The organism is Bifidobacterium aesculapii (genome assembly GCF_001417815.1).
GTDB lineage: Bacteria > Actinomycetota > Actinomycetes > Actinomycetales > Bifidobacteriaceae > Bifidobacterium > Bifidobacterium aesculapii.
The window spans coordinates 21,677-41,171 of sequence record NZ_BCFK01000067.1; the positions used below are offsets into that span (position 1 = coordinate 21,677).

The 19,495-nt window shown below is 63.2% G+C and carries 32 protein-coding genes; 1 reads left to right on the plus strand and 31 read right to left on the minus strand.

Going from position 1 to position 19,495, the window contains the following annotated elements; genetic code table 11:
• The first annotated feature begins 626 nt into the window (after nt 1-626).
• Nucleotides 627-1,103 carry a glutathione peroxidase gene (locus tag BFAL_RS08755; RefSeq protein ID WP_055428059.1) on the plus strand — a complete coding sequence of 159 codons (477 nt, stop codon included), beginning with the start codon at nt 627-629 and terminating at the stop codon, nt 1,101-1,103.
• Nucleotides 1,104-1,251: 148 nt separating this feature from the next.
• Here BFAL_RS08755 and rplQ read toward each other — a convergent pair whose 3' ends face one another.
• The 31 genes from rplQ to BFAL_RS08905 all read right to left on the minus strand — a co-directional run bounded on the left by rplQ (nt 1,252) and on the right by BFAL_RS08905 (nt 19,476).
• On the minus strand, nt 1,252-1,773 hold the full coding sequence (gene rplQ, locus BFAL_RS08760) for a 50S ribosomal protein L17 (protein ID WP_055428015.1): 522 nt from the start codon (nt 1,771-1,773) through the stop codon (nt 1,252-1,254).
• Between the two features lie 90 nt (nt 1,774-1,863).
• Nucleotides 1,864-2,862, minus strand: coding sequence for a DNA-directed RNA polymerase subunit alpha (locus BFAL_RS08765; protein ID WP_055428016.1), 999 nt, complete (start codon nt 2,860-2,862; stop codon nt 1,864-1,866).
• 79 nt (nt 2,863-2,941) lie between these two features.
• Entirely contained in the window at nt 2,942-3,343 is a 402-nt protein-coding gene (gene rpsK, locus BFAL_RS08770) for a 30S ribosomal protein S11 (RefSeq protein ID WP_034527262.1), read from the minus strand.
• Nucleotides 3,344-3,436: 93 nt separating this feature from the next.
• A complete protein-coding gene (gene rpsM, locus BFAL_RS08775) occupies nt 3,437-3,814 on the minus strand; it encodes a 30S ribosomal protein S13 (RefSeq protein WP_014484255.1) in 378 nt (125 codons plus the stop codon).
• A gap of 150 nt (nt 3,815-3,964) precedes the next feature.
• Nucleotides 3,965-4,078, minus strand: a complete 114-nt coding sequence (gene rpmJ, locus BFAL_RS10760; RefSeq protein ID WP_003814578.1) for a 50S ribosomal protein L36 — start codon at nt 4,076-4,078, stop codon at nt 3,965-3,967.
• 20 nt (nt 4,079-4,098) lie between these two features.
• Nucleotides 4,099-4,317 (minus strand): translation initiation factor IF-1, encoded by a 219-nt coding sequence (gene infA / locus BFAL_RS08780; RefSeq protein WP_004268611.1) that lies wholly within the window; start codon nt 4,315-4,317, stop codon nt 4,099-4,101.
• 183 nt (nt 4,318-4,500) lie between these two features.
• Nucleotides 4,501-5,067 (minus strand): adenylate kinase, encoded by a 567-nt coding sequence (locus BFAL_RS08785; protein WP_055428017.1) that lies wholly within the window; start codon nt 5,065-5,067, stop codon nt 4,501-4,503.
• Nucleotides 5,068-5,187: 120 nt separating this feature from the next.
• Nucleotides 5,188-6,522, minus strand: coding sequence for a preprotein translocase subunit SecY (gene secY / locus BFAL_RS08790; protein ID WP_055428018.1), 1,335 nt, complete (start codon nt 6,520-6,522; stop codon nt 5,188-5,190).
• A gap of 222 nt (nt 6,523-6,744) precedes the next feature.
• Nucleotides 6,745-7,197: a 50S ribosomal protein L15 gene (gene rplO, locus BFAL_RS08795; protein ID WP_055428019.1), complete on the minus strand. Its 453-nt coding sequence runs from the start codon at nt 7,195-7,197 to the stop codon at nt 6,745-6,747.
• 2 nt (nt 7,198-7,199) lie between these two features.
• On the minus strand, nt 7,200-7,382 hold the full coding sequence (gene rpmD, locus BFAL_RS08800; RefSeq protein WP_055428020.1) for a 50S ribosomal protein L30: 183 nt from the start codon (nt 7,380-7,382) through the stop codon (nt 7,200-7,202).
• Nucleotides 7,383-7,385: 3 nt separating this feature from the next.
• Nucleotides 7,386-8,132, minus strand: coding sequence for a 30S ribosomal protein S5 (rpsE, locus tag BFAL_RS08805; protein ID WP_055428021.1), 747 nt, complete (start codon nt 8,130-8,132; stop codon nt 7,386-7,388).
• On the minus strand, nt 8,129-8,500 hold the full coding sequence (gene rplR, locus BFAL_RS08810) for a 50S ribosomal protein L18 (protein WP_055428022.1): 372 nt from the start codon (nt 8,498-8,500) through the stop codon (nt 8,129-8,131). Before rplR ends, rpsE begins: the two co-directional genes overlap by 4 nt.
• Before the next feature lies 1 nt (nt 8,501).
• Nucleotides 8,502-9,041, minus strand: a complete 540-nt coding sequence (gene rplF, locus BFAL_RS08815) for a 50S ribosomal protein L6 (protein WP_055428023.1) — start codon at nt 9,039-9,041, stop codon at nt 8,502-8,504.
• A 17-nt stretch (nt 9,042-9,058) separates the two neighbouring features.
• Entirely contained in the window at nt 9,059-9,457 is a 399-nt protein-coding gene (gene rpsH / locus BFAL_RS08820; RefSeq protein WP_055428024.1) for a 30S ribosomal protein S8, read from the minus strand.
• 87 nt (nt 9,458-9,544) lie between these two features.
• Nucleotides 9,545-9,730: a type Z 30S ribosomal protein S14 gene (locus BFAL_RS08825; RefSeq protein ID WP_003814530.1), complete on the minus strand. Its 186-nt coding sequence runs from the start codon at nt 9,728-9,730 to the stop codon at nt 9,545-9,547.
• A gap of 1 nt (nt 9,731) precedes the next feature.
• Nucleotides 9,732-10,307, minus strand: a complete 576-nt coding sequence (gene rplE / locus BFAL_RS08830) for a 50S ribosomal protein L5 (protein WP_055428025.1) — start codon at nt 10,305-10,307, stop codon at nt 9,732-9,734.
• Nucleotides 10,304-10,639 carry a 50S ribosomal protein L24 gene (gene rplX, locus BFAL_RS08835; protein WP_055428026.1) on the minus strand — a complete coding sequence of 112 codons (336 nt, stop codon included), beginning with the start codon at nt 10,637-10,639 and terminating at the stop codon, nt 10,304-10,306. Before rplX ends, rplE begins: the two co-directional genes overlap by 4 nt.
• Before the next feature lies 1 nt (nt 10,640).
• Nucleotides 10,641-11,009 (minus strand): 50S ribosomal protein L14, encoded by a 369-nt coding sequence (rplN, locus tag BFAL_RS08840; protein WP_055428027.1) that lies wholly within the window; start codon nt 11,007-11,009, stop codon nt 10,641-10,643.
• Nucleotides 11,010-11,121: 112 nt separating this feature from the next.
• The gene (gene rpsQ, locus BFAL_RS08845) at nt 11,122-11,391 is read right to left on the minus strand and encodes a 30S ribosomal protein S17 (protein WP_055428028.1); all 270 of its coding nucleotides are present in this window, start codon (nt 11,389-11,391) and stop codon (nt 11,122-11,124) included.
• 2 nt (nt 11,392-11,393) lie between these two features.
• The gene (gene rpmC, locus BFAL_RS08850) at nt 11,394-11,645 is read right to left on the minus strand and encodes a 50S ribosomal protein L29 (RefSeq protein ID WP_055428029.1); all 252 of its coding nucleotides are present in this window, start codon (nt 11,643-11,645) and stop codon (nt 11,394-11,396) included.
• Nucleotide 11,646: 1 nt separating this feature from the next.
• Nucleotides 11,647-12,066 carry a 50S ribosomal protein L16 gene (gene rplP, locus BFAL_RS08855; protein ID WP_055428030.1) on the minus strand — a complete coding sequence of 140 codons (420 nt, stop codon included), beginning with the start codon at nt 12,064-12,066 and terminating at the stop codon, nt 11,647-11,649.
• Nucleotides 12,067-12,072: 6 nt separating this feature from the next.
• Entirely contained in the window at nt 12,073-12,873 is an 801-nt protein-coding gene (gene rpsC, locus BFAL_RS08860; protein WP_055428031.1) for a 30S ribosomal protein S3, read from the minus strand.
• Nucleotides 12,874-12,875: 2 nt separating this feature from the next.
• Nucleotides 12,876-13,235 carry a 50S ribosomal protein L22 gene (gene rplV, locus BFAL_RS08865; RefSeq protein WP_055428032.1) on the minus strand — a complete coding sequence of 120 codons (360 nt, stop codon included), beginning with the start codon at nt 13,233-13,235 and terminating at the stop codon, nt 12,876-12,878.
• A gap of 15 nt (nt 13,236-13,250) precedes the next feature.
• Complete coding sequence (rpsS, locus tag BFAL_RS08870) at nt 13,251-13,529, minus strand: 30S ribosomal protein S19 (RefSeq protein WP_003814508.1); 279 nt, start codon at nt 13,527-13,529, stop codon at nt 13,251-13,253.
• A gap of 15 nt (nt 13,530-13,544) precedes the next feature.
• Nucleotides 13,545-14,375 carry a 50S ribosomal protein L2 gene (gene rplB / locus BFAL_RS08875; protein WP_055428033.1) on the minus strand — a complete coding sequence of 277 codons (831 nt, stop codon included), beginning with the start codon at nt 14,373-14,375 and terminating at the stop codon, nt 13,545-13,547.
• 36 nt (nt 14,376-14,411) lie between these two features.
• Nucleotides 14,412-14,708, minus strand: coding sequence for a 50S ribosomal protein L23 (gene rplW / locus BFAL_RS08880; protein ID WP_055428034.1), 297 nt, complete (start codon nt 14,706-14,708; stop codon nt 14,412-14,414).
• A 5-nt stretch (nt 14,709-14,713) separates the two neighbouring features.
• Complete coding sequence (gene rplD, locus BFAL_RS08885; protein WP_055428035.1) at nt 14,714-15,370, minus strand: 50S ribosomal protein L4; 657 nt, start codon at nt 15,368-15,370, stop codon at nt 14,714-14,716.
• 6 nt (nt 15,371-15,376) lie between these two features.
• On the minus strand, nt 15,377-16,027 hold the full coding sequence (gene rplC / locus BFAL_RS08890) for a 50S ribosomal protein L3 (protein WP_055428036.1): 651 nt from the start codon (nt 16,025-16,027) through the stop codon (nt 15,377-15,379).
• Nucleotides 16,028-16,044: 17 nt separating this feature from the next.
• Nucleotides 16,045-16,353 carry a 30S ribosomal protein S10 gene (gene rpsJ / locus BFAL_RS08895; protein WP_003827292.1) on the minus strand — a complete coding sequence of 103 codons (309 nt, stop codon included), beginning with the start codon at nt 16,351-16,353 and terminating at the stop codon, nt 16,045-16,047.
• A gap of 276 nt (nt 16,354-16,629) precedes the next feature.
• On the minus strand, nt 16,630-17,451 hold the full coding sequence (locus BFAL_RS08900) for a YwiC-like family protein (RefSeq protein ID WP_055428037.1): 822 nt from the start codon (nt 17,449-17,451) through the stop codon (nt 16,630-16,632).
• A gap of 417 nt (nt 17,452-17,868) precedes the next feature.
• On the minus strand, nt 17,869-19,476 hold the full coding sequence (locus BFAL_RS08905; protein ID WP_082440491.1) for an MDR family MFS transporter: 1,608 nt from the start codon (nt 19,474-19,476) through the stop codon (nt 17,869-17,871).
• Nucleotides 19,477-19,495: the final 19 nt, after the last annotated feature.

Sequence of the window (19,495 nt, forward strand, 5' to 3'; positions counted from 1 at the left end):
CTAAGGGCGGAACCTTCTGAATTGAGTAGATCATCGAATGGATGCATCCAGTGCGAGATGCTTGGTCGGAGCGGATTGCTGAGGAGCGGAACCACCGGGGCCGAACAAACCCGTATAGGCTAGACGAAACCGCCTAGCATCTCGTGCCGTATATTCGTTGATGAATTGGCTACCCCGAATCACTTCGCGGGCCAACTCCCCTGACAAGGGGAGCCGGGAATGGGATAAGCGAATTAACGATGCGGAGCACCAGTCCGCACGGGACAGCCTAGCGTCTCTCGTTGGAAATCCGTTGTCTGGTTGCAACTATACGTATGCGGGTCCAATTGGCTGGGCTAGGATTGGCCGTGATGGTGATGGCGCAGTAAGTGGTGAAGTGGGGGCAGCAGTTGGGCAACAGCGATTGGGCGAACACAGCCGCTTTCGGCGCATAATCGAACGCGACACAGACGCGACTGGGCATCCCCCAGCTGAGCCTTGGAACGGGGCGACACAACACATACCCTCTCGTCGTCTCGACTCGTCACCTCGGTTCACAGCCTCGGCTCACCACGACCGTTCGCCAACACCACGTTCCCACGATCGACCTCGACAACATGCAATGGACCATCATCAAGGAGCACACCATGACTTCTGTCTATGACTTCACCGTCACCACCATCAACGGCGGCACACAATCGCTCGGCGATTACCGGGGCGAGGTGCTGCTGGTGGTGAACACCGCCACACGGTGCAGTTTCACGCCTCAGCTTGAAGGACTGGAGTCCCTGCAACGCGCCTATCACGATCAGGGCTTCGAAGTGTTGGGCTTCCCCTGCAACCAGTTCGCCAACCAGGCTCCCGAGTCCGACGAGGAAATCGGCAACTTCTGTCGGCTGTCGTACGGCGTGGACTTCCCCACGTTCGCCAAAATCGATGTGAACGGCAAGGACGCCGACCCTCTGTTCGTCTGGCTCAGGCAGCAGAAGGGAGGCGCATTGGGAAACGCCATCAAGTGGAATTTCACCAAGTTCCTCATTGACCGTAACGGTCAGGTCGTGGCCCGCTATGCGCCGACCACCAAACCGGAAAACCTCGAAAACGACATCAAGGCGTTGCTGTAGGAGGGACACTAAGCCTGCGGAGGATACGTGTAGATGATACGACCGCAGTGGAAACAACCACAACACCAAAAACACAAAAAAGGGGTCGGGAATCACTAGGATTCCCGACCCCTGTACTCGGCGCTATCGCCGATCAGTCGCTAGCGACTCACTCAGCCTTCTCGGCCTCAGCGGTCTCCTCGGCAGCCGGAGCCTCAGCCGGAGCTTCGGCGGCGGCGGTCTCCTCGACCGGAGCCTCGGCGACCGGAGCCTCGTCCTCGGCGGACTTGGCGGCGGCTTCGGCTTCCTTGACGACGGCCTGCTTCTTGCTCACCGGCTCGGTGACGAGCTCGATGATGGCGGCCGGCGTGTTATCGCCCTTGCGCGGCATGATCTTCACGATACGGGTGTAGCCACCCTCACGCTGCTCCATCTGCTCGGCGATCTGGGTGAACAGCACGTGCACGACGGACTTGTTGCGGATGACGCGCATCACACGACGGCGGGAGTGCAGATCACCGCGCTTGGCGAAGGTGATCAGGCGCTCGGCCAGCGGACGAAGGCGCTTGGCCTTCGGCAGCGTGGTGACGATGCGGCCGTTCTGGAACAGGCTGGTGGCCATGTTCGCGAGCATCAGGCGCTCGTGCGCCGGGCTGGAGGCCAGACGCGGGCCCTTCTTAGGTGTGGGCATAGTAACTCCTTATGTCAGGTCGGCTCAGGTGGGCAGAGGCCCGAACATCCGGGCCGACCGGACGGTTGGTCGAATACGGCTATCGGGTTCTCACTCGTCTTCCGGAGAGAAGAAGGTGCCGCCTTCGAGATTGTTGGCATCGAAGCCACCCAGCGGGGAGGCCTTGAGAGACATGCCCAGAGACTGGAGCTTCTCCTTGACCTCGTCGATGGACTTCATGCCGAAATTGCGGATATCGAGCAGATCCTGCTCAGTGTGGGAGACCAGCTCGCCGATGGTGTGGATGCCCTCGCGCTTCAGGCAGTTGTAGCTGCGCTGGGTGAGGTTGAGATCCTCGATCGGCACGGCGAGTTCGGGGTTGGACTCCTCCGCCACCGGGGCGGGGCCGACCTCGACGCCTTCGGCCTGGGTGTTGAGCTCACGGCACAGGCCGAACAGCTCCACCAAGGTGGAACCGGCGGAAGCCACCGCGTCGCGCGGGGAGATGGACGGCTTGGTCTCCACGTCCAGGATGAGCTTGTCGAAGTCCGTGCGCTGTTCGACACGGGTGGCCTCGACCTTGTAGCTCACCTTAAGCACCGGGGAGTAGATGGAATCAACCGGGATACGGCCGATTTCGTCATTGTCCTGCTTGTTCATCGCAGCCGGCACGTAGCCACGACCACGCTCGACGGTGAACTCGATCTCGAGCTCCCCGTCCTCGGCGAGGGTGGCGATGTGCATCTCCGGGTTGGCGATGGTCACGCCGGCGGGCGGCGTGATGTCACCGGCGGTGACTTCACCCTTGCCGCTCTTGCGCAGGTACATCACGACGGGCTCGTCGTACTCGCTGGTGAGCACGATGCCCTTGATGTTGAGCAGGATCTCGGTCACGTCCTCCTGGACGCCCGGCAGCGTGGTGAACTCGTGCAGGGCACCGGAGATACGCACCGAAGTCACAGCGGCTCCCGGAATCGAGCTCAGCAGGGTGCGGCGCAGCGAGTTGCCAAGCGTGTAGCCGAAGCCCGGTTCGAGCGGCTCGATGGTGAAGCGGGAGCGCTGGCTGGTCAGCGATTCCTCGGTAAGAGTCGGACGCTGTGCAATAAGCACTGTGGTATCCTTTCAGCTTTTGGCCGGTGGTGCACTCACCGGGCCAACAGCGGGTTGGATGAATATTGTCTAGTAGTGCTCAGACGCGACGACGCTTCGGGGGACGAACGCCGTTGTGCGCTTGCGGGGTGACGTCGGTGATGGAACCGACTTCCAGTCCGGCGGACTGCAGAGAACGGATGGCGGTCTCACGACCGGAACCCGGGCCCTTGACGAACACATCGACCTTCTTGACACCGTGCTCCATCGCCTTGCGGGCGGCGGACTCGGCGGCCATGCCAGCAGCGTACGGCGTGGACTTGCGGGAGCCCTTGAAGCCGACGTCGCCACCGGACGCCCAAGACACCACGGCGCCGGACGGATCGGTGATCGAGATGATCGTGTTGTTGAAAGTGGACTTGATGTGAGCCTGACCCACCGGAATCGACTTGCGATCGCGGCGACGAGCGGGCTTACGAGCGGCTTGCTTAGGCGCTGCCATTGACCCTCGTTTCCTAGTAACGAATTGTTTTGTTTGGGGATGCGGTCCGGGCGATGGGTATTACCCCGTGGTCCGAACCAGGGACGCCACCTATTACTTGGTGGCCTTCTTCTTTCCGGCGACCGTGCGCTTCGGGCCCTTGCGGGTGCGGGCGTTGGTCTTGGTGCGCTGGCCGCGCACAGGAAGTCCCTTGCGGTGACGCTGGCCTTGGTAGCAGTTGATCTGAATCTTACGACGGATGTCCGCGTCGATTTCACGGCGCAGATCGCCCTCGATCTTGTAGTTGGCCTCGAGGTAGTCACGCAGCGTGATCAGCTGCTCGTCGGTCAGATCCTTGACGCGGATGTCCGGGTTGATACCGGTCGCGGCAAGCGTTTCCTTGGCACGAGTGCGGCCCACACCGAAGATGTAGGTGAGGGCGATCTCGATGCGCTTCTCATTGGGGATGTCGACTCCGGCAAGACGTGCCATTGCGATTCCTTCTTGTTGACGTAGGTCTTACACCCACTCGCCCGGTACTCCGGCACGGGCCTACGTACCCGTGGTTCAGTGTCGTTCCCTTGCGGGAAGCACTGTGAGAGAGTGTCTGATATTCAATTGATGCCGCTGGGGAATCTGCTCTCAGCCCTGACGCTGCTTGTGGCGGGGGTTGGTGCAGATCACCATGACGCGGCCGTGACGACGGATCACGCGGCAGTTTTCGCAGATCCTCTTCACACTAGGGCTGACCTTCATGGTTATCCTTTACTTGTACCTTACTTGTAACGGTACGTAATGCGACCGCGGTTGAGATCGTACGGGCTCATCTCGAGCACGACGCGGTCCTGCGGGAGGATACGAATGTAGTTCTTCCGCATCTTTCCGGAAATGGTGGCCAGCACGATGTGCTTGTTCTCGAGTTCAACGCGGAACATCGCGTTGGGCAGCGCTTCGACCACCCGACCTTCGACTTCAATCACACCGTCTTTTGCCATAGCTCCCGGCTTCCGTTTCGTTGGTTGCATTACATTGACGCATCCGAAGACACACCAATCTACTAGGATAGCGTAGAGCCGGACGAAATCGACACTCGGCGTGTCATTTCGTCCGGCTCTCCGGTGATGTGGTATATGCGCGCGTACGCGATTGTCCGCGGGCGGAACGGTCCGCCGCGCCGGTCAGCGGGCGTCGAGCGCGGCGACGATGTTCTTCTGGATCTCGTCGATGTCGCCGACGCCGTCGATGGCGACCAGCTGGCCACGGGACTTGTAGGTGTCGAGCAGCGGAGCGGTCTCCTTGGCGTAGGTGGCGAGTCGCTTGGCGATGGCCTCCGGGTTGTCGTCGGTGCGGCCCTGCTCCTCGGCGCGCTTGGCGATGCGCTGCATGAGCACGTCGTGGTCGGCGTCGAGGGCGACGACCGCGTCGAGCGGGGTGCCAAGCTCGGCGAGGATCGCGTCCAGTGCCTCGACCTGGGCGGCGTTGCGCGGGTAGCCGTCGAGGATCCAGCCGTTCTTGGCGTCATCCTGGGCGAGACGGTCCTTGACGATGGAGTTGGTCAGCTCGTCCGGCACGAGTTCGCCCTTGTCGGTGTACTCGATGACCTTGAGGCCCAGCTCGGTCCTGCCCTTGATGTTGGCGCGGAAGATGTCGCCAGTGGAGATGGCGGGGATGCCGTAGTGCTCGGCGAGCAGCGCGGCCTGGGTGCCCTTGCCCACGCCCTGGGGGCCCATGATGAGAAGACGCATGGTCAGCTCCTGTTCTCGTTGGTTCTGAATGGTTCTCGTTGGTCGCTGATGTGGTGACGATGACGCCTGACGCTCAGCGACCGGCGACGGTCGACGGCCCGTGACGGACCGTGATGACCGTCAGTGCTCCTTGTGGTCGATGTCCTCCAGGAGGAAGCCGGCGTACTGGAACTGTTCGGTCTGGGCCTTGGCCTGACGCAACGTGTCGAGGCCGACGCCCGCGATGATCAGGATGGTGGTGCCACCGAACGGCAGCTGGGTGTTGAGGCCCAGCGCCATGATGAGGACGGTCGGGATGAGGGCCACGAACAGCAGGTAGACGGCACCCACCGTGTTGAGGCGGTTCATCACGTAGCTCAGGTAGCGGCTGGTGGCGTTGCCGGCGCGGATGCCGGGGATGAAGCCGCCGTACTGCTTCATGTTGTCGGCGGTCTCGTCCGGGTTGAAGGTGATCTCCGTGTAGAAGAAGCAGAAGAACACGATCATCAGCGCGTACAGCGCGATGTACCACACGCTGGTGGTGTTCGCGAGGTTGGTGTTGATCCACTGCACCCACGACTGGTCGGTCTTGCCGAACTGCGCGATCAGCGTCGGGATGGCGAGGATGGAGGAGGCGAAGATCGGCGGGATGACGCCGGACATGTTGATCTTCAGCGGCAGGTAGGTGGAGGAGCCGCCGTACATCTTGCGGCCGATCATGCGGCGCGTGTACTGCACCGGGATGCGGCGCTGGCACAGTTCGACAAAGTCGACGAAGATCAGGATGACGACAAGCACGGACACGACGATTGCGAATTTGGTCCAGTCACCGTCGGTCCCGTTGGTGCCCCAGCCGATCTCCCACAGCTGCGGCAGGAAGCCGGAGCAGATGGACATGAAGATGAGGACGGACATGCCCTGGCCGATGCCCTTGTCGGTGATGAGCTCGGCCATCCACATGATGAGGCCGGTGCCGCCCGTCATGATGAGGACCATCACGACGAGGTTCCATACGGAGCCGTCGGGGATGACCTGGGAGCAGGCGTAGTTGAACAGCGCGCCGGAACGGGCGGTCACGAGGATCGTCGTGGACTGGAGGACGGCGAGGCCGATGGTGAGGTAACGCGTGTACTGCGTGAGCTTCGCCTCACCGGACTGGCCCTCCTTGTGCAGGGCCTCGAAGCGCGGGATGACGACGCGCAGCAGCTGGACGACGATGGACGCGGTGATGTACGGCATGACGCCGAGCGCGAAGATCGACAGCTGGAGCATGGCGCCGCCGGAGAAGAGGTTCACGAGCCCGATGAAGTTCTCCTGGCTGCCCTGCAGGGTGGGGACGCACTTCTGCACGACGGTGTAGTCGACGCCCGGGGTCGGGATGAACGAGCCGATGCGATAAATAATGATGATGAAGAGGACGAAGAGAATCTTCTTCCTCAGTTCCTTCGTCTTCAGGGCCTGGATTAACGTCCTCACCTGGAATCCTCCCACGCGCCCCAAGGCGCTACTGCGATGCTCATGTGTTCGTACTTGAACGCTAACGCACGAGCATATCGTATCGTGCCTACTTAGCGCCAACAGCGGTGCCGATAACGGACCGCGCAATGTGTGTGTGACCATACGAAGAACCCTCTCGCTCACGAGGGGCGAGAGGGTTCTCGTTGGTGTTGTCTCACCGAAACGGGTCGCTTAGGCGACTCACGCTTCGACGATGCTGCCGCCGGCGGCCTCGATCTTGGACTTGGCGGAAGCGGAGGCCTTCACGCCCTTGAGCGTGAACGCCACGTTGACGTCGCCGTCACCGAGGATCTTCACCGGGGCGTTGCCGCGAACGGCGCCCTTGGCGACCAGGTTCTCGACGGACACCTCGCCGCCCTCCGGGAAGAGCTCGACGAGACGCGCGATGTTGATGACCTGGAACTCGACGCGGAACGGGTTCTTGAAGCCACGGAGCTTCGGCAGGCGCATGTACAGCGGCAGCTGGCCACCTTCGAAGCCAGGACGCACGTGCGTGCGCTTGGTCTGGCCCTTGGCGCCACGGCCGGCGGTCTTGCCCTTCGAGCCCTCACCACGGCCGACGCGGATGCGGTCGCGGTTGGCGCCCGGAGCGGGCTTGAGATCATGCATCTGCAGGATTTCGTTGTCAGCCATAATCAGTCGACCTCCTCAACGGTGACCAGGTGGCGAACGACGTTCACCAGACCGCGGTTGGCCGGAGTGTCCGGGCGGACGACGGTCTTGCCGATCTTGTTCAGACCCAGGGTCTGAGCGGTGGCACGCTGCTTCGGCGTGCGGTTCACGAGACCGTGGTGGAGCGTGATCTTCAGGTTAGCCATGTATCACTCACCATCCTTCGCTTCAGCGGCCTTGGCGGCCTGGGCTTCTTCACGGGCCTTGCGGGCCTCGGCGATGCCGGCGGCGCGGGCGCGCAGCAGGGCATCGGGAGCGACCTCGTTGAGGGCGAGACCACGACGGGCGGCGATCTCCTCCGGCTCCTCAAGCTGCTTGAGGGCGGCGACGGTCGCGCGGACCATGTTGATGGCGGTCGCGGAGCCCATGGACTTGGACAGCACGTCGGTGATGCCGGCGCACTCCATGACGGCGCGGACCGGGCCGCCGGCGATAACGCCGGTGCCGGGAGCGGCCGGGCGGAGCAGCACGGTGCCGGCGGCGTCGTGGCCGATCACCGGGTGGGTGACGGTGCCACGGACGCGAGGCACGGTGAACATGTGCTTCTTGGCGTCCAGCTGGCCCTTGGCGATGGCGGCAGGAACCTCACGGGACTTGCCGTAGCCGACGCCCACGGTGCCGTTGCCGTCGCCGACCACCACGAGGGCGGCGAAGCTGAACGTACGGCCACCCTTGTGGGTCTTGGAGACGCGGTTGATGGTCACGACGCGATCGAGGAGCTCATCGCCCTTGTTCTCTTCGCGACGGTTGCGACGCTCGCCACGGCGGCCCTCGCCGCGACGGCCGCCACGACGGCCGCCACGACGCTCGTCGTTGGCGTTGTTCTCTTCAGCCGGAGCAGCCTGAGTGTTCTGAGTTTCTTCAGCCACTTGGGTTTCCTTCATTTCTTCGCTCACAGTGCCAGACCTCCCTCACGGGCGCCATCGGCGACGGCGGCGACACGGCCGGTGTACTTGTGACCACCACGGTCGAAGACGACGGCCTCGATACCGGCGGCCTTGGCCTTCTCGGCCACGAGCTCACCGACCTTCTTGGCGGCCTCGACCTTGGTGCCCTCGAAACCGGCGAAATCGGCGGTCAGGGTCGACGCGGAGACCAGGGTGATGCCCTTGGTGTCGTCGACGATCTGGGCGACCATGTGGCGGTTGGAACGGGTGACCACCAGGCGCGGACGCTCGGGGGTACCGGAGATACGCTTGCGGATGCGGGCGTGACGACGCTTGAGCGCGACCTTCTTGCCCTTGCCGAAAATAGTGACGCTCATATCACTTACCAGCCTTTCCAGCCTTGCGCAGAATATGCTCGTCGGCATACTTGACGCCCTTGCCCTTGTAGGGTTCCGGCTCGCGCAGCTTGCGGATGTTGGCGGCCACCTGACCGACCATCTGCTTGTCGATGCCCTCGACGACCACGTGGTTCGCGTCGGTCACCTTGAGCGTGATGCCTTCCGGCGGGTTGATGGTGATCGTGTGGGAGTAGCCAAGGAAGAACTCGATGCCCTTGCCCTTGGCGACGGCGCGGTAACCGGTGCCGACGATCTCCAGGGTCTTGGAGTAGCCGTCGTGCACGCCCTTGACCATGCCGGCCATGATGGAGCGGGCCAGACCGTGCTTGGCACGGGTCGGACGCAGGTCGTCGGCGGGGGTGACGATGATCTCGTTGCCCTCGACGGCCGCGGTGATGCCTTCCGGAAGCGTGTAGCTGTCGGTGCCCTTCGCGCCCTTGGCTTCGAAGTGGGCGCCGTCGATCTTGACCTCAACGCCAGCGGGGATGGCGATGGGGAGCTTACCAATATGCGATGCCATGTGTCAGCTCTCCTTTCTCACCACACGTAGGCGACGATCTCGCCGCCGATGCCCCGGTCGAGGCATTCCTTCTGGGTCATCAGTCCCGACGAGGTCGAGATGATCGCGATACCGAGGCCACCGAGCGGCATCGGCAGGGAGTCGGACTTGGCGTAGCGACGCAGGCCCGGCTTGGAGATGCGCTTGATGCCCTGGATGGAACGCTCGCCGTTCGGGCCGTACTTGAGGGTGACCTCAAGGGTCTGGCCGACCTTCGCGTCCTTGGCGGTGAAGTCCTTGATGAAGCCTTCACGCTTGAGGATCTCGGCGATGTTCTTCTTGAACTTCGAGTACGGCATATCCACGGTTTCGTGCTTCGCCGCGCTCGCGTTACGCAGACGCGTGAGCATGTCTGCGATCGGATCTGTCATTGTCATGTGGGCTATCGCCCTTTCTCGCCGTGGTTTCCGCCGCCCGCTCCCCTGTTCAGGGGAGCTGGGGCCGCGGACCTTCAGCGTCGATGTTTACCAACTGGACTTCGTAACGCCGGGCAGCTCGCCGCGGTGGGCCTTCTCACGAAGGCAGATGCGGCACAGGCCGAACTTGCGGTACACGGAATGGGGACGACCGCAGACCTGGCAACGCGTGTAGGCGCGCACCTTGAACTTCGGCTTGCCGGCCGCCTTGTTCTTAAGAGCGGTTTTTGCCATATCAGTTCTCCTTGAAGGGGAAGCCAAGGTGCTTGAGCAGCGTGTAGGCTTCCTTGTCGTCCTTGGTGCTGGTCACCACGGTGATGTCCATGCCACGCTGGTGGTCGATGGAATCCGGATCGATCTCATGGAACATGGACTGCTCGGTGAGGCCGAAGTTGTAGTTGCCCTGACCATCGAACTGGTGGCCGTTGATGCCACGGAAGTCGCGGATGCGCGGCAGGGCGGTGTTCAGCAGACGATCGAGGAACTCCCACATGCGGTCGCCACGCAGGGTGACGTACGCACCGATGGCCTGGCCTTCGCGCAGGTGGAACTGGGCGACGGACTTCTTAGCCTTGGTGATCTTCGGCTTCTGGCCGGTGATCAGGGTGAGGTCCTTGACGGCGCCTTCGATGAGCTTGGAGTCGCGAGCGGCGGCACCCACACCCATGGAGACGACGACCTTCTGGACGCGAGCGACCTGCATCGGGTTGGAGTACTTGAACTCCTTCTCGAGCTCGGGGACGATCTGCTCGTTGTACTGCACCTTCAAGCGCGGGGTGGCCGGCGCTTCGACGGTAGTGGTGTCGGTCATGCCAGCTCCTTTCCGGACTTCTTGGCGACGCGCACGCGCACGGTCTTCACCTTGCCGTCACGCGCCTCTTCCTTCACGATGACGCCCACGCGGGTCGGCTTGCCGGTCTCCGGGTCGATGACCATCACGTTGGAGCGATGGATCGGAGCCTCGACGGAGACGATGCCGGACTGCTGGCCCTGCTGGGTGGCGCGCACGTGCTTCTTGACGATCTGAACGCCTTCGACGATCAGACGGTCGTTCTTGAGGACGCGGAGGACCTTGCCTTCCTTGCCGCGATCCTTGCCGCGGATGACCTTCACCTGGTCGCCGCTCTTGATCTTGGCTACCATGTCAGATCACCTCCGGGGCGAGGGACACGATGCGCATGAAGCGCTTGTCGCGCAGCTCACGAGCGATCGGTCCGAAGATACGAGTGCCCTTGGGTTCACGGCCGGAGCCGAGAATCACCGCGGCGTTCTCGTCGAACTTGATGTAGGAGCCGTCGACACGACGGTGCTCCTTGACGGTACGGACGACGACGGCCTTGACCACATCGCCCTTCTTGACCGATCCGCCAGGGATCGCGTCCTTGACCGAGGCGACGATCACGTCGCCCAGGCCGGCATAGCGTCGCTTCGAACCGCCGAGCACGCGGATGGCAAGAATCTCCTTGGCACCCGTGTTGTCGGCGACATGAAGCCGCGTTTCCTGCTGAATCATTGATTCTCCTTAGCCGAGCTGGTTCTCCCCGCACACCGGGCGCGGTTGGAAAGACGCACAGAACATCTATCTAACCGCGCCCGGTGGACGGCGAGCCTTGCCGAACTTGTTTTTACTTGGCGCGCTCGATGATGGATTCGAGACGCCAACGCTTGGTCTTGCTCAGAGGACGAGTCTCCATGATACTCACGAGGTCGCCAATGTGGGCCTCGTTGTGTTCGTCATGGGCCTTGACCTTCTTGGTGGTGCGGACGACCTTGCCGTACAGCGGGTGGGTCGAACGCTTCTCGAGCTCGACGGTGATCGTCTTGTCCATCTTGTCGGACGTGACGTAACCACGACGAACCTTGCGGAAGTTGCGCTCCTGCTGCTCTTCAGCCATGATCACTGCTCCTTAGCGGTTTCGTCGGCCGGCTCAGAGGTGATGCCAAGCTCGCGCTCGCGCAGCACGGTGTACATGCGGGCGATGTCATGCTTGACGGCCTTGAGGCGAGCCGTGTTCTCGAGCTGACCGGTGGCGGACTGGAAGCGCAGGTTGAACAGCTCTTCCTTCGACTTCTTCAGGAAGCCTTCGATCTCCGCGTTGGTCTTCTCGTTGAGATTCTTGATCGAGTATTCTTCGGTTCCGACTGCCATATCAGATGTCACCGCCTTCACGAGCAATCACACGGCACTTCATGGGGAGCTTGTCGATGGCACGACGCAAAGCTTCCTTGGCGACGTCCTCGGAGACACCACCGATCTCGAACATCACGCGACCGGGGTGGATGTTGGCGATCCAGAACTCCGGAGTACCCTTACCGGAACCCATTCGGGCGCCGAGCGGGTGCTTGGTCAGCGGACGATCCGGGAAAATCGTGATCCACACGCGGCCACCACGCTTGATGTAGCGGGTCATGGCGATACGCGCGGCCTCGATCTGGCGGTTGGTCACGTAGGCCGGAGCCAGCGCCTGGATGCCGTAGTCACCGAAGTTGATCTCGTTGCCGCCCTTGGACATGCCAGAGCGCACGGGACGGTGCTGCTTGCGGTACTTGGTCCTCTTTGGGATAAGCATTCTTGCTCACTCCTTCGTTTCCGTGGCAGCGGGAGCCTCGGCGGCCTCGGCCTTGGGGGCCTCGGCGTTGCGGGCGGCACCGGCGTTGCGGTTGCCACGGCGCGGACGGCGATCGCCGCGACGGCCGGGACGGTTGTTCTGCTGGGCCTGCTGCTCTTCGAACTCACGTTCGGTCATGTCGCCCTTGTAGATCCAGACCTTGACGCCGATGCGGCCGTAGGTCGTCTTGGCCTCGAAGAAGCCGTAGTCGATCAGGGCGCGGAGGGTCTGCAGCGGGACGCGACCCTCGCGGTAGAACTCGGAACGGCTCATTTCCGCACCGCCGAGGCGGCCGGAGAGCTTGATGCGGATGCCCTTGGCACCGGCGCGCATGGCGTCCTGCTGGGCCTTGCGCATGGCGCGGCGGAAGGTGACGCGGTTGGTCAGCTGCTCCGCGATGCCCTGAGCGACGAGCTGGGCGTCCAGCGCGGCGTTCTTGACCTCGAAGATGTTGAGCTGGACCTGCTTGCCGGTCAGCTTCTCGAGCTTGGCGCGGACCTTCTCGGCCTCGGCGCCGCGGCGGCCGATCACGATGCCCGGACGGGCGGTGTGGATGTCGACGCGGACGCGGTCACGGGTGCGCTCGATGACGATCTTGCTCACGCCGGCGCGCTCGAGGTCCTTGTTCATCTCCTTGCGGATCTTGTCATCCTCAAGGACGAAGTCGCGGTAGCGCTCGCCGGCCTTGTTGGAATCGGAGAACCACTTGGAACGGTGGTTTTCGGTGACGCCCAAGCGGTAGCCAAAGGGATTGATCTTCTGACCCATCTTTAGCGGTTTCCTTCCTTGTTGGCGACGACGACCGTGATGTGGGAGGTGCGCTTGTTGATACGAGCGGCACGGCCCTGGGCACGAGCGCGGAAACGCTTGAGCGTCACACCCTCGTCCACGTAGGTCTCCTTGATGACCAGGTCGTTCTCACGGAACGGCTCGCCGGCCTTGTCGGCCTTGACGCGCGCGTTGGCGATGGCGCTCTCGAGGACCTTGCGAACCGGGATGGACGCGTCCTGCGGAGCGAACTTGAGGATGGTGATGGCTTCAGTCGCCTGCTTGCCTCGGATGAGGTCGACCATGCGGCGAGCCTTGCGCGGCGTCACGCGGACGTGACGGGCGATTGCTTTAGCTTCCATAAGTCATTCTCTCCTTTAGCGGCGGGCCTTCTTGTCGTCCTTCACGTGACCCTTGAAGGTCTTCGTGGGGGCGAACTCACCGAGCTTGTGACCGACCATGGCCTCGGTGACGAACACCGGGACGTGCTTGCGGCCATCGTGGACAGCGAACGTGTGTCCGATGAAGTCAGGGGTGATCATCGAACGGCGGGACCACGTCTTGATGACGTTCTTGGTGCCCTTTTCGTTCTGCTCGTCGACCTTCTTCTGCAAGTGGGCGTCGACGAAGGGGCCCTTCTTGATGCTACGAGTCATCTCTTCGAATCTTCCTTACTTGCGGTTCTTGCCATTCGGACGACGACGAACAATCATCTTGTTCGAAGCCTTCTTCGGACGACGGGTACGAACCTCGCCCTTGCCCCACGGGGAAACCGGCGGCTTGCCACCGCGGGTACGACCGCCGTGCGGGTGGTCGACCGGGTTCATGGACTCACCACGGGTGATCGGGCGCTTGCCCATCCAACGGGCGCGGCCTGCCTTGCCGAGCTGGATGTTGGCGTGGTCCTCGTTGCCGACCTCGCCGACGGTCGCGCGGCAGCGGGCGTCGACGTTGCGGATCTCGCCGGACGGCATACGCAGCTGGGCGTAGGCGCCGTCCTTGGCGACGAGCTGGACGGAGGCACCGGCGGAGCGGGCGATCTTGGCGCCGCCGAGCGGCTTCAGTTCGATCGCGTGCACGACGGTACCGGTCGGGATGTTGCGCAGCGGCAGGTTGTTGCCCGGCTTGATGTCGGCCTGGGCGCCGGTCTCGATGACGTCGCCCTGCTTGATGCCCTTCGGCGCGATGATGTAGCGCTTCTCGCCGTCTGCGTAGTGCAGGAGGGCGATGCGGGCGGTGCGGTTCGGGTCGTACTCGATGTGAGCGACCTTGGCCGGCACGCCGTCCTTGTCCCAGCGACGGAAGTCGATGAGACGGTACTGGCGCTTGTGGCCGCCACCGCGGTGACGGGAGGTGATGCGACCGTAGGAGTTGCGACCGCCGGTCTTGGGGAGCGGACGGACGAGCGACTTCTCAGGCGTGGAACGCGTGATCTCGGAGAAGTCCGAGACGGAGGCGTTGCGGCGGCCGGCGCTCGTCGGCTTGTAAACGCGGATAGCCATAATGTAGTTCTTCCTTTAACTTTTCTCGGCTAACCTTCAGTTACCGAAGATGTCGATGGTCTGGCCCTCGGCGACGGAGACGATCGCGCGCTTCTGGGAGACGCGGCGGCCGTAACCGGTGCGGGTGCGAGTGCGCTTGCCCTCACGGTTGAGGGTGTTGACCTTCGTCACCTTGACGTTGAAGATCTGCTCGATAGCCTGCTTGATCTGCACCTTGTTCGCGTTCGGGGCCACCACGAAGGTGTACTGGCCACGATCGGAGGCGGCGTAGCTCTTCTCGGACACGACAGGCTTGATGATGATGTCGTGAGCCGGCTTGTGAATAGCGACCATGAAAATCAGGCCTCCTTCTTGGTCTTCGCCGCCACGAAGGCCTCGAGGGCCTCCTTGGTGAAGACGACGTACTGCGCGGTGACCACGTCGTACGTGTTGAGCTGATCGACGAAGATCGGGTGGACATACGGAAGGTTGCGCACGGACAGCCACTCGTTCACCTGATCGCGGGTCAGCGCGATGGTGGCGAACTTCTCGCCGATGACCGGGTTGAGGGCGGCGATGGCAGCCTTGGTGGAAGGCTTCTCGGAGACGCCGAACTCGACGACGGCCACGCGACCGGCGTTGGCGCGGTCGGAGAGGATGTACTTGAGGGCGGCGGCCTTCATCTTCTTGGGGGTGCGCTGGGAGTAGTCGCGCGGCTGCGGGCCGAACACGACACCGCCGTGGTACCACTGCGGGGCGCGGATGGAGCCCTGGCGGGCACGACCGGTGCCCTTCTGCTTCCACGGCTTCTTGCCGCCGCCGGAGACGCTGGCGCGGGTCTTGGTCGCGTGGGTGCCGGCACGACGGGCGGCCAGCTGCGCGTTGACGACCTGGTGGATCAGCGGGATGCGGGACTGGACCTCTTCGGCGGAGAAGCCGAAGAGCTCGGCCGGGGCCTCAACGGTGCCGGCGGCCTGACCCTGGGGATCAGTGACGTTGAACGTGACGTTTGCCATGGTTTATCAGGCTCCCTTCACCGCAGAACGGACGAGAACGATGCCGCCCTTCGGGCCCGGAATGGCGCCCTTGATGGCGAGGATGCCGTTCTCGACATCCGCGGAAACGACGGTGAGGTTCTGCACGGTGGAGGTCACGTGGCCCATGCGGCCGGCCATGCGCTTGCCCTTGAGGATGCGACCCGGGGTGGCGCAGGCGCCGACGGAACCGGGGCGACGCTCGTTCTTGTGAGAACCGTGGGTACGGCGGTAGGACTTGAAGCCCCAGCGCTTGATGGTGCCGGCAAAGCCCTTGCCCTTGGTGGTGCCGGTCACGTCGACCTCGGTGCCCTCGGCGAACACGTCGGCGTTGAGCTCCTGGCCCACCTCGTACTCGACGGCGTTGTCCTCGCGCACCTCGACGAGGTGACGACGCGGGGTGACACCGGCCTTGGCGAAGTGGCCGGCGAGCGGCTTGGTGACCTTCGTCGGGTCGATCTGGCCGTAGCCGAGCTGGACGGCGGTGTAGCCGTCGGTCTCCGGGGTCTTGATGGCGGTGACGACGTTGGTGGAGACGTCCACCAGCGTGACGGGCACGAAGAAGCCGTTCTCGTCCCACACCTGCGACATACCGAGCTTCCTGCCCAGCAGCGCCTTGCGATCCTTATGTTGCGACATAGCGGTTCCCTCCTCCCTTACAGCTTGATTTCGATGTTGACGTCCGCAGGCAGATCGATGTGCATCAGGGAGTCCACGGCCTTCGGGGTCGGGTCCACGATGTCGATGAGGCGCTTGTGGGTGCGCATCTCGAAGTGCTCGCGAGAATCCTTGTACTTATGAGGAGAACGGATAACACAGAAAACGTTCTTCTCGGTCGGCAGCGGAACGGGGCCAACAACAGTTGCGCCCGCGTTCGTCACCGTTTCGACGATCTTCTTCGCCGATTGGTCGATGACCTCGTGGTCATAGGACTTAAGCCTGATGCGGATTTTCTGTCCCGCCATTGCCGTCCGCCCTTTCTAGCGATTCGTGTACTGGTTTCCAGCCTGCTTCTTGAGGGCACCGGCGCGCATGGCCTCCCTTGGACATACGTCCTCTGGCGGTCATCCGACATCAGTGCACGGCACCTCGAACCGCTGGGCGATTCGCCGGCCCGTGCTCGCTTTGTTATTTCCAATGTGCGAGCCCAAATCAGGCAACTTGAGTATCTAATCACCGGGCTTGGACGAGCACGCCCGCGCGACACGCCGGGCGACATGCAGTCCCTTCCGTCCACGCCGTCACCACATCACGTACGCCACGACGGCGACGAAGACCAGCAGGCTGGAGGCCATCTCCACCAGCCCCACGACCACCGGGCGCACACGGCGCCGGGCGCCGATCCACGGCAGGGCGACGGCGCGCGCCAGCAGCCAGACGGCCGCGAGCTCCATCCACATGAACTGTATCGGAATCCAACCAGACAACCCCAGCTCGCCCGTCACGCCGCCGACCCACCAGGTCACGGCCGCGAACAGCACCGCATGCCACACGATCGACGCGGCCAGATATGCGCGACTCCCCCGCTCACGAATCATCGTCTTGACGAACAGCACCGAACCGAACTGGAACAGGGCGAACGCGAACGACATCATCACCGCGGTGGCGGGCAGCATGACGTGCAGCGTATTGCGCGGGCCGTACGAGGCAACGACCGTGGCCATCAGCGTCGAGGCGACGACCGCGACCGCGTTGCCCCACAGCGAGCGCTCCCGCCGCATCCATGCGGCGAGGAACGAGAGAGCGGCAAGCACCATATATACGGGCGCCCAGCGCAGCACGTCGAGGTTCATGGCGACGAACGGCACACCGCATACCGCCAACACGACGCCGTAGCCGGCCATCGGCGGCATGTAGCGGCGAGCGAACCGCGATTTCAGCCAACGCGCGGCGGTGAACTGGAAGCAGTAGCACAGCGCCCACAAGACGAACAGCCACACCGAATCCGCGCTCAGTCCACCGACGACGAGCCCGGCCAGCGCGGGTGCGAGCGCCATCACCCATGCGCCCGGCTGGTCGGGAATCCAATCCTTCACGACGCGGCCACGCGGCCGTTTCTTCATATCCTCGGAGCCATATGCTCCACTATCCATGCCACTGCCCATACAGTCAGCCTACAGGAGTCGCACCGAATCCCGGGCCGGACGAAATCTCTATACAGGATTCCCGAATCGAATACATCCACGCACATCCACGCACATCCACGTACCCGAATCCCCCGAAATCACCGTACAATCACACCGTTTTCCCTGCCTTACAGTGTTAAGTGGACGAAAACAGGGCTCGTTTTCGTCCGCTTGATGCTGTAAAGAGCAGATAACGGTGTATATGTACGGGGATTGACCGCACCGACGGGGAATCACCGGCCCCACCGAGATCCGAACGACATCCACCGAGGTCCGAACGACATCCACCGAGGCCCGACCGAGGCCCACCGAGGCCGACCGAGGCCACAACGGCAATTCACCATATCGCACAAATCAACGACGCAGACGACGCATGGCGCGGGCGGCGGCCTCACGCGAGGAGCCGGCGCCGTTGCCGTGCACCCCGAAGAGCACAAGCAGCACCATGATGAAGCACAGTGCGGCGGAGATGCGCAGCGTCCACTGGATGCCGGCGATGTTCGCCATCACCGCGTCCATGCCGCCCGCATGGTACATGGCGGTGAACGTCTCCATGAGGATGACGAGGATCGGCGCGCCCATCGCGCCGGCCACCTGCCGCGCCGTGTTCGTCACGGCCGATCCGGCGGAGATCTCGGCGTGCTCCAAGCAGTTGAGCGACCACGTGGTGATCGGCATCAGCAGCGATCCCATGCCGATCTGGCGCACGAACTGGCAGATCGACACCCACCAGATCCACGTGTCGGTGGAGATGAGGCTCATGCCGAGCGTGCCCACGGTAAGCGTGATCGCGCCGAACAGACCGACCGGACGCGCGCCGAACCGGTCGAGCGCCTTGCCGCCGTACAGCTGCGACAGGCACATGCCGATGGCGCCGGGCAGCATGATCAGTCCGCTCATCGTGGCGCTGTAGCCGCGGTCGTTCTGGATATAGAGCGGCATGATCACGAGAATCGAACTGAACGCGAAGAACGCGAGCGACGCGATGAGCGTGCCGACGGTGAACGAACGGTTGCGCAGCACGCCGAGGTCGAGCAGCGGCGGTTCGGGGCGCGCCGCGGCCCGCGCGCCATCGCCGCGCGCCACGGCCGCCTCATACTCCTTATATATGTGCGCGCGATGCACCTGCCGCGCGACGAACCACGCGATGCCGACGACGCCGATGAGCATCGACGCCCACACCATCGGATTCACGAACGGATAGCTCTCGATGTTCGTGAATCCGAACATGAGACCGCCGAATCCGAAGATTGACAGCATCACGGAGAAGAAGTCGGTGCGGGCGGTCGCGTCGTTCTCGCCGAAGTCGTGCAGCCACAGGCAGGCGGCCGCGAGCGAGACGGCGCCGAGCACCGTCAAGGTGACGAAGATGGACCTCCATCCGTTCGCGTCGGTCTGCATGCCGCCGAGCGTGGGACCGATGGCCGGCGCGACGCTCATCGCGATGCCGACGGTGCCCATCGCGGCGCCGCGGCGCGACAGCGGATAGATGGAGAACACGGTGATCTGCAGCACCGGCCACATCACGCCGGAACCGACGGCCTGGAGCACGCGGCCGGCGAGCAGCACGAGGAACGTCGGCGCGAGCCACGAGCATACGGAACCGAGGGTGAACACGATCATCGAGGTGATGACGATCTGACGCGTCGAGAAGCGGCGCGTCAGGAACGCGGTGAGCGGCACCATCACGCCCATGACGAGCTGGAACACGGAGGTGAGCCACTGGCCGGTGGTCACGTTGATGCGGAACTCGTCGACGATCGACGGCAACGCGGCGCTCAACTGCAGCTGCGTGAAGTTGCCGACGAACGTGATGAACGTGAGGATGGCGAGCGAGACGAACGCCGTGCGCGTCAGATGCCCGTCGACGTATGTCTCTTCACTCGTGAGCGTGCGCTTGCCGCGATCCGCATCCACGCTGCTATGCCCGTCTTTACGCGTCGGTCCCTGCCCATTCGTCATATGCCGCATTCTTCTTCCC

Coding starts and splice junctions, on each gene's coding strand:
- BFAL_RS08755 (WP_055428059.1), top strand. CDS start 627: ATGACTTCTGTCTATGACTTCACCGTCACCACCATCAACGGCGGCACA.
- rplQ (WP_055428015.1), bottom strand. CDS start 1,773: ATGCCCACACCTAAGAAGGGCCCGCGTCTGGCCTCCAGCCCGGCGCAC.
- rpsK (WP_034527262.1), bottom strand. CDS start 3,343: ATGGCAGCGCCTAAGCAAGCCGCTCGTAAGCCCGCTCGTCGCCGCGAT.
- rpsM (WP_014484255.1), bottom strand. CDS start 3,814: ATGGCACGTCTTGCCGGAGTCGACATCCCCAATGAGAAGCGCATCGAG.
- rpmJ (WP_003814578.1), bottom strand. CDS start 4,078: ATGAAGGTCAGCCCTAGTGTGAAGAGGATCTGCGAAAACTGCCGCGTG.
- infA (WP_004268611.1), bottom strand. CDS start 4,317: ATGGCAAAAGACGGTGTGATTGAAGTCGAAGGTCGGGTGGTCGAAGCG.
- BFAL_RS08785 (WP_055428017.1), bottom strand. CDS start 5,067: ATGCGTCTTCTCATCATGGGCCCCCAGGGCGTGGGCAAGGGCACCCAG.
- rplO (WP_055428019.1), bottom strand. CDS start 7,197: ATGGCTGACAACGAAATCCTGCAGATGCATGATCTCAAGCCCGCTCCG.
- rpmD (WP_055428020.1), bottom strand. CDS start 7,382: ATGGCTAACCTGAAGATCACGCTCCACCACGGTCTCGTGAACCGCACG.
- rplR (WP_055428022.1), bottom strand. CDS start 8,500: ATGAGCGTCACTATTTTCGGCAAGGGCAAGAAGGTCGCGCTCAAGCGT.
- rplF (WP_055428023.1), bottom strand. CDS start 9,041: ATGGCATCGCATATTGGTAAGCTCCCCATCGCCATCCCCGCTGGCGTT.
- rpsH (WP_055428024.1), bottom strand. CDS start 9,457: ATGACAATGACAGATCCGATCGCAGACATGCTCACGCGTCTGCGTAAC.
- BFAL_RS08825 (WP_003814530.1), bottom strand. CDS start 9,730: ATGGCAAAAACCGCTCTTAAGAACAAGGCGGCCGGCAAGCCGAAGTTC.
- rplE (WP_055428025.1), bottom strand. CDS start 10,307: ATGACCGACACCACTACCGTCGAAGCGCCGGCCACCCCGCGCTTGAAG.
- rplX (WP_055428026.1), bottom strand. CDS start 10,639: ATGGTAGCCAAGATCAAGAGCGGCGACCAGGTGAAGGTCATCCGCGGC.
- rplN (WP_055428027.1), bottom strand. CDS start 11,009: ATGATTCAGCAGGAAACGCGGCTTCATGTCGCCGACAACACGGGTGCC.
- rpsQ (WP_055428028.1), bottom strand. CDS start 11,391: ATGGCTGAAGAGCAGCAGGAGCGCAACTTCCGCAAGGTTCGTCGTGGT.
- rpmC (WP_055428029.1), bottom strand. CDS start 11,645: ATGGCAGTCGGAACCGAAGAATACTCGATCAAGAATCTCAACGAGAAG.
- rplP (WP_055428030.1), bottom strand. CDS start 12,066: ATGCTTATCCCAAAGAGGACCAAGTACCGCAAGCAGCACCGTCCCGTG.
- rpsC (WP_055428031.1), bottom strand. CDS start 12,873: ATGGGTCAGAAGATCAATCCCTTTGGCTACCGCTTGGGCGTCACCGAA.
- rplV (WP_055428032.1), bottom strand. CDS start 13,235: ATGGAAGCTAAAGCAATCGCCCGTCACGTCCGCGTGACGCCGCGCAAG.
- rpsS (WP_003814508.1), bottom strand. CDS start 13,529: ATGACTCGTAGCATCAAGAAGGGCCCCTTCGTCGACGCCCACTTGCAG.
- rplB (WP_055428033.1), bottom strand. CDS start 14,375: ATGGCTATCCGCGTTTACAAGCCGACGAGCGCCGGCCGCCGCAACGCC.
- rplW (WP_055428034.1), bottom strand. CDS start 14,708: ATGGTCGCTATTCACAAGCCGGCTCACGACATCATCATCAAGCCTGTC.
- rplD (WP_055428035.1), bottom strand. CDS start 15,370: ATGGCAAACGTCACGTTCAACGTCACTGATCCCCAGGGTCAGGCCGCC.
- rplC (WP_055428036.1), bottom strand. CDS start 16,027: ATGTCGCAACATAAGGATCGCAAGGCGCTGCTGGGCAGGAAGCTCGGT.
- rpsJ (WP_003827292.1), bottom strand. CDS start 16,353: ATGGCGGGACAGAAAATCCGCATCAGGCTTAAGTCCTATGACCACGAG.
- BFAL_RS08900 (WP_055428037.1), bottom strand. CDS start 17,451: ATGAAGAAACGGCCGCGTGGCCGCGTCGTGAAGGATTGGATTCCCGAC.
- BFAL_RS08905 (WP_082440491.1), bottom strand. CDS start 19,476: ATGACGAATGGGCAGGGACCGACGCGTAAAGACGGGCATAGCAGCGTG.